The organism is Oribacterium sinus (assembly GCF_963537195.1).
Lineage (GTDB): Bacteria > Bacillota > Clostridia > Lachnospirales > Lachnospiraceae > Oribacterium > Oribacterium sinus_A.
This window is the reverse complement of record NZ_CAUTEG010000132.1, coordinates 1-5,296: the sequence shown is the minus strand read 5'-3', so window position 1 is coordinate 5,296 and position 5,296 is coordinate 1. Positions and strand designations below refer to the sequence as shown.

General features: G+C 40.7%; 7 protein-coding genes. All 7 read left to right on the top strand.

Annotated elements, in window-relative coordinates; translation table 11 throughout:
• On the top strand, positions 1 to 1,044 hold a 1,044-nt coding region (locus RYL27_RS10705; RefSeq protein ID WP_314967146.1), incomplete at its 5' end, for a hypothetical protein.
• A gap of 6 nt (positions 1,045 to 1,050) precedes the next feature.
• Entirely contained in the window at positions 1,051 to 1,410 is a 360-nt protein-coding gene (locus tag RYL27_RS10700) for a diacylglycerol kinase (protein WP_314967144.1), read from the top strand.
• A gap of 9 nt (positions 1,411 to 1,419) precedes the next feature.
• On the top strand, positions 1,420 to 2,010 hold the full coding sequence (locus RYL27_RS10695) for a CDP-archaeol synthase (RefSeq protein WP_314967142.1): 591 nt from the start codon (positions 1,420 to 1,422) through the stop codon (positions 2,008 to 2,010).
• Between the two features lie 65 nt (positions 2,011 to 2,075).
• Entirely contained in the window at positions 2,076 to 2,678 is a 603-nt protein-coding gene (locus RYL27_RS10690) for a CDP-alcohol phosphatidyltransferase family protein (protein WP_314967140.1), read from the top strand.
• Positions 2,679 to 2,689: 11 nt separating this feature from the next.
• On the top strand, positions 2,690 to 3,808 hold the full coding sequence (locus tag RYL27_RS10685; RefSeq protein ID WP_314967137.1) for a phosphatidylserine decarboxylase: 1,119 nt from the start codon (positions 2,690 to 2,692) through the stop codon (positions 3,806 to 3,808).
• Positions 3,795 to 4,760 carry a UbiA family prenyltransferase gene (locus RYL27_RS10680; RefSeq protein WP_314967135.1) on the top strand — a complete coding sequence of 322 codons (966 nt, stop codon included), beginning with the start codon at positions 3,795 to 3,797 and terminating at the stop codon, positions 4,758 to 4,760. The genes RYL27_RS10685 and RYL27_RS10680 overlap by 14 nt, the downstream gene beginning before the upstream one ends.
• A 120-nt stretch (positions 4,761 to 4,880) precedes the next feature.
• Positions 4,881 to 5,192 (top strand): hypothetical protein, encoded by a 312-nt coding sequence (locus RYL27_RS10675; RefSeq protein WP_314967134.1) that lies wholly within the window; start codon positions 4,881 to 4,883, stop codon positions 5,190 to 5,192.
• The last annotated feature ends 104 nt before the right edge of the window (positions 5,193 to 5,296 follow it).

Sequence of the window (5,296 nt, the reverse complement as noted above, 5' to 3'; positions counted from 1 at the left end):
GAGAAAGCGCAATTTTTAAATCTTCCCGCTATGCTTTATAAAAAGTCCTGTCTTATGCAGGACAGGAAAATGGAGGAGGCGGTACTTTCGGGAAAGCACATCTTAGTGCAAGGAAATCTTCGTTTTCTTCCCTTTCTTTGCGTGAGCTTAAAGGAGGGAAAAGAAAGCGTAGCAGGGCGGATTGCTTTAACGCTGTATGAAGATGAGGACTACGGTTTTGTGGGCTTCTATGAAAGTATAGAGGAAGAGGAAGTTGCCCTTTTGCTTTTAGAAGCTTGTGAAGAGGAAGCCAAAAAAGCGGGGAAGACAGGCTTGAAAGGTCCCATTGATCTTTCTTTTTTTGGAAAGTATCGCTTTGCTTTGGAAGAGAAAGCGCCTTATACCGGAGAACCTGCAAATAAAGCTTATTATCCTTATTTTTTTGAAAAGGCGGGCTTTCAGATCTGTAAGCGTTATGTTTCCAACTTTTATGATGTTTTGGAGCCTTCCTATGAAAATGTAAAGGCAAAGCAGCGCTTGAAACATTTTCAGGAAAAGGGCTACCGTTTTTTGCACCCTACAAAAGAGAACTTTGACCGATACCTTTCTGAAATCTATCCGCTTTTAATGGAGCGCTATAAGGATTTTCAAGGCTTTCGAGACATTTCCCGAGAAAGCTTTGTAAGCCTTTACAGCTCTTTAAAGTATATTGTAGATGAAGAAATGGTCTTTTTGGCTTATGATAAGGAGGAACTGAAGGGCTTTTTCCTCTGCCTTCCGGACTATGGAAATCTTCTGCAAAAGCCTCTTAATCCAATTCTTCTTTTGCAAATCCTCTTCAAAAGGAGAAGGCCAAGCTGCTACATTCTTTTGTATTTGGCGGTGAAGAAAGGGGCAGAGGGGCTGGGGCTTGCCTTTTCCCAGTTGGCAGCGGAAGGACTGAAAAGAAAAAAGGCCAAGTCTATTGCGGCACTGATTCAAAAAGGGAAGGCCAGCGAAGGCTATTTTCAGGATAAATGTGCGGGAAGTAGAGAGTATGTATTGTTAGTAAAGGAGTTTTTGTAAATTTCGATGAAGAACATCACGTTTCGACAAAGTGTGCTATGCGCCATTAAGGGACTTTATTTCGGACTTAAGACGGAAAAAAACTATAAATATTATCTGGGAATTAACTTGGTGTTTTTTCTTTTGGATTTCTTTTATTTGCAGGTGGATTTGGCTACCTGGTATGCCGTGATTTTAAGCTCTGCCGGTGTGTACGGTATGGAGTGTGTCAATACGGCAGTGGAGCATCTGTCGGATTTTACCACCAAAGAACAGCACCCGGAGATTAAGGTGACTAAGGATCTGGCGGCTGCGGGAGTGCTTTGTTTCGGCATTGCTTTCTTCCTGATTCAGGGGATTGCCATAGGAAAATATTTTTTGGGGTAAATACTATTTATGCAGTGGATCATATCTTTATACATCACCATGTTTCCAGTGATTCTGGCAGGCGTTTTCAATATGCTTCTTTTGAAAATTCCTTTTTTGAAAAGTCGTTGCAGACCTATTGATGGCGGAAAGAACTGGACAGACGGAAAACGGATTTTCGGGGACAGCAAAAGCATTTTGGGATTTCTTTTAATGACGGTTCTTGCGGGTATACTGGAAGTTTTTTGGGGCTTTCTTTTGCAGGGTTTAGGACAAAATAAGCGGAGTTTTTTGTACTTGTATTTTGAAAATACACCTGCCTTTAATTTCCTGATTGGCATGCTTTTCGGCTTTTTGTATATGCTTTTTGAACTGCCCAATAGCTTTATCAAAAGGAGACTTTCGATTTCTGCGGCGGAGCAGGGAGACAGAAGGCGATGGCTAAAGCTCATTTTCTTTATTTTGGATCAGATTGATTCCATGTTCGGGATTATGATTTGCCTGGGCGTGTTGGTGCATCTGACACCTATACAAACTGTATTTGCGATTATCCTGGGAGGCCTTACCCATGTTTTCGTGAACTGCCTGCTGATTCTTTTTAGGGTGAGGAAATATTTATAATTGAGTTGCGGAGATAGGAATACATACACGAAGAATAAGTTGTTGAATGAGTTGAGGAAATATTGATGAAGAAAGTTTTTTTAGGGGTCTATCATCCCAGTGTGCTTTTAACCTATCTTGGGCTTTCCATTTCGTTATACGGAGTTTTCTTTTCGAAAAGTTTGGCCTTTTCTTTGATTTTACTGATTCTGGCAGGACTTTGCGATACCTTTGACGGCATGGTAGCCAATGCGTTTCAAAGAAATGAATTGGAAAAAGCCTTCGGAGTGCAAATTGATTCTTTATCAGATCTTATTTCCTTTGGTGTGTTTCCGGTACAGATTTATCTTCAGTATTTTGCCAAATTCGGAGTCGTTTCTTTTCTGCTTTCAGTGCTATATCTTCTTTCCGTAGTGACCAGACTTGCCTATTTTAATGCCAGTGGAGGAGAAAAGAAGGATTATTTTACCGGCCTTGCAGTGACCTACGCTTCCTTTTTTATTCCTCTTTATGGATTATTCAGCATATATTTTTCCATAGAGAAAATTTTTCCGGGAGAGCTTTTGTATGCTTTACTGGCTTTTTTCTTCGTCTTTAACTTCAAGATGAAAAAGCCGAGTTTGAAAATCCGAATCGGTCTTTTACTTTTGGCGATTCTCTTTGTGATATTGCTGGTGAGAAAGCTATAGGGGAGAGGACTATGAGTAAAGAGCAAAAACAAAAAGAGCAAAACGCCCCTTCCATTATCGAGCGAAAAACAGGAAGGCTGATTCAAGAAGAGGAGTATGGGCAGAGGGCCATTTATTTTTTGTATCATCATTTTCTTGGGAGAGTTCTTCTTAAAATGATTTTTGCCCGTCCCTATTTTTCTTTTCTTCGAGGCTTGTATTACAACAGCTTTCTTTCTAAAAAAGATATTGCGCCTTTTGTGGAAAAATACGGACTTTCCAAGGAGTATTTAAAGAAGAATTATCAGAGCTTTGGGGCTTTCTTTTCCAGAAAAGAAGCCGTGTATTTACGGGAGGCCGGGAAAGAGAATATAAAGGAAACTGGAGAGGCATGGAAAGAGAAGATACAGGAGAAAAGACATGAAAAAGGACATGAAGGAAAGTTGCCCTTCTATGCAACCGCTTCCGGAAAGCTTTTGGCCTATAAAATAGACCAAGAAGGACAAATCATTTTCTCCGGCAGTGAAAACAATGAGGAATCTAATCTCCTTCCTTTGGAAATCAAGGGAAATTACTATTCAATCGAAAAAATTCTGAACGCTCCCTGTCCGGAATTTTTGAAAGGCGGAACGCTATTGGTTTTTCGCCTGAGCTTGCCGGATTATCATCGCTACATTTTCCCGGCAAGGGGAAGACTTTTAAGAACGAAAAAAATCAAAGGAAGGCTGGATAGCGTGCGTAAAGAGGCCGCCCACTTTAAAGCATTTTCCGAAAATAAAAGAGAAATCAGTCTTTTGGAGTTGGAAGGCATGGGAAAAATTCTTCATGTGGAAGTGGGGGCAATGCTGGTGGGGCATATTCATAACCACTTGGGATTTAAATCGTCTTTCGATAAAGCCGTAGAGTGCCATAAAGAAAAAGGGACAGAGTGTTGTGGAGAAAAGGGAAATATTCAAATTAGCGGGAAAAATCATTTGGCTCATTGCTTTGCCGCAGGAGAGGAAAAGGGCTATTTTTCTCTGGGAGGCTCGACTATTGTGGAACTGCTCAATAATAAAATTGTGATTGATGAGGATCTTTTTGAGAATACGAATAAAGGCTTGGAAACGAAGCTGGAAATCGGGGAAAGGATAGGCTATGGAAAGGCTTAAACGATTAAATATTTACTTTAAGGAAATGTACCCCATCCTGCCAAGATTGGGACTGGGCGTAATGATTTTTCTGGAAATCTATTTTATTGTGCTCTTAAATCATGGGGTGGGAAAGGAGACGCTTCTTTCGTTTCAGCCGGTGGAGGGGCAGTCGGCATTTTACAGCTTTTTTGTGCAGCATGATATTTTGGGAATGCTGATTTGCAGCTTTACGGTTTTTAGCTTCTTGCTTTGGCTGAGAATCGCGGATGACTTTAAGGACTATGAGCTGGACAAACGGCTTTTTGCCTTTCGGCCTCTTCCTTCAGGAAGAGTTACAAAGACGGATTTACGAATTTTTGCCACCATTCTCATTTCCTTTACCCTGCTGATTAACTTCCTTTTTATGAAGAATTTTATCTTCTGCTTTATTCTTTACACCTATGGAAGCTTAATGGCGGTGTGGTTTTTCCAAAAGCATAAGATTGCAAAGTCCCTGCCGCTGGCTTTGGTTACCCATAATCCGGTGCAGATTCTTCTTAATCTCTATGTGATTTCTTATACCATTATGAAATACAAATTGCCGGTTTGGGATATCACAAATTTCATGGCCGTGCTTACCCTGTATTTTCCGGCTCTCATTTGGGAGATTTCCCGGAAGATTCGGGCGCCGGAGGAGGAAACGGAGTATGTGACCTATTCCAAGCTTTTCGGCTATAAAAAATGTATCCGCTTTGTCTTTATTTTGACCTGGGTAGATATTTGCACGAACTTCGTTCTGGTATGGAGACTGAGCAGACTGTCCGTTTTGGCACTTTTCCTAAATGCTTTATGGTGCTCCTACTGCTTCTATGACTATGTAAAAAGTCCGGGGCGTTACCGCATTGTGTCCAAGGTGGAAAGATACACCTATATTCAGGAAAGTCTGATGATTCTAACGATAGTGGGATATTTGATTTTCGGAAGAATTTAGAATGTTGGTTTTGAGAAAATTTAGAATAGCTGTCTTAAATCGGAGTATAATAGAGCGGTCAAGACATATTAAAGGTATAGAGTACAACACGAAAGCTTCAATGTAAAAAGGAGGGAAATTATGGAATTACAGGATTTTACGGAAAAGGAACAGGAGCAAATTAAGCAGGGCTTATCGGAGGCGGTCATCAGCGATAAGGAAGCAGGAAAGAAAATTTTAGATTTGGTGCCGGAGGAATGGATTAAAAGAATTCCCTTCTTCGTAAGAGGTCATGCTACAACCAAGACCATTGAAAGAATTGCGAAGGAATATCCGGCATTATATGCAGTAGCGAAACAGGCAGGAGAGCTTCCGGAGAAGGAGAGAGAAGAGCTCCGAAAGATTATCACGGATATCTTTGAGGAGAAAATGAAGAAGCATAAGATTCAATAAAAGGATAAATAATCAAAATTTTTTTTATGCAATATAGGTCTGAAAAGGGAGCAATCTGAGCCCGCCGGTACTTGCTGAAAGCGAATGAAGTGAAGCTTGAAGCT

What these genes read in the sequence shown, in the direction of transcription:
- RYL27_RS10700 (WP_314967144.1), top strand. Translation starts at nt 1,051, where the DNA reads ATGAAGAACATCACGTTTCGACAAAGTGTGCTATGCGCCATTAAGGGA.
- RYL27_RS10695 (WP_314967142.1), top strand. Translation starts at nt 1,420, where the DNA reads ATGCAGTGGATCATATCTTTATACATCACCATGTTTCCAGTGATTCTG.
- RYL27_RS10690 (WP_314967140.1), top strand. Translation starts at nt 2,076, where the DNA reads ATGAAGAAAGTTTTTTTAGGGGTCTATCATCCCAGTGTGCTTTTAACC.
- RYL27_RS10685 (WP_314967137.1), top strand. Translation starts at nt 2,690, where the DNA reads ATGAGTAAAGAGCAAAAACAAAAAGAGCAAAACGCCCCTTCCATTATC.
- RYL27_RS10680 (WP_314967135.1), top strand. Translation starts at nt 3,795, where the DNA reads ATGGAAAGGCTTAAACGATTAAATATTTACTTTAAGGAAATGTACCCC.
- RYL27_RS10675 (WP_314967134.1), top strand. Translation starts at nt 4,881, where the DNA reads ATGGAATTACAGGATTTTACGGAAAAGGAACAGGAGCAAATTAAGCAG.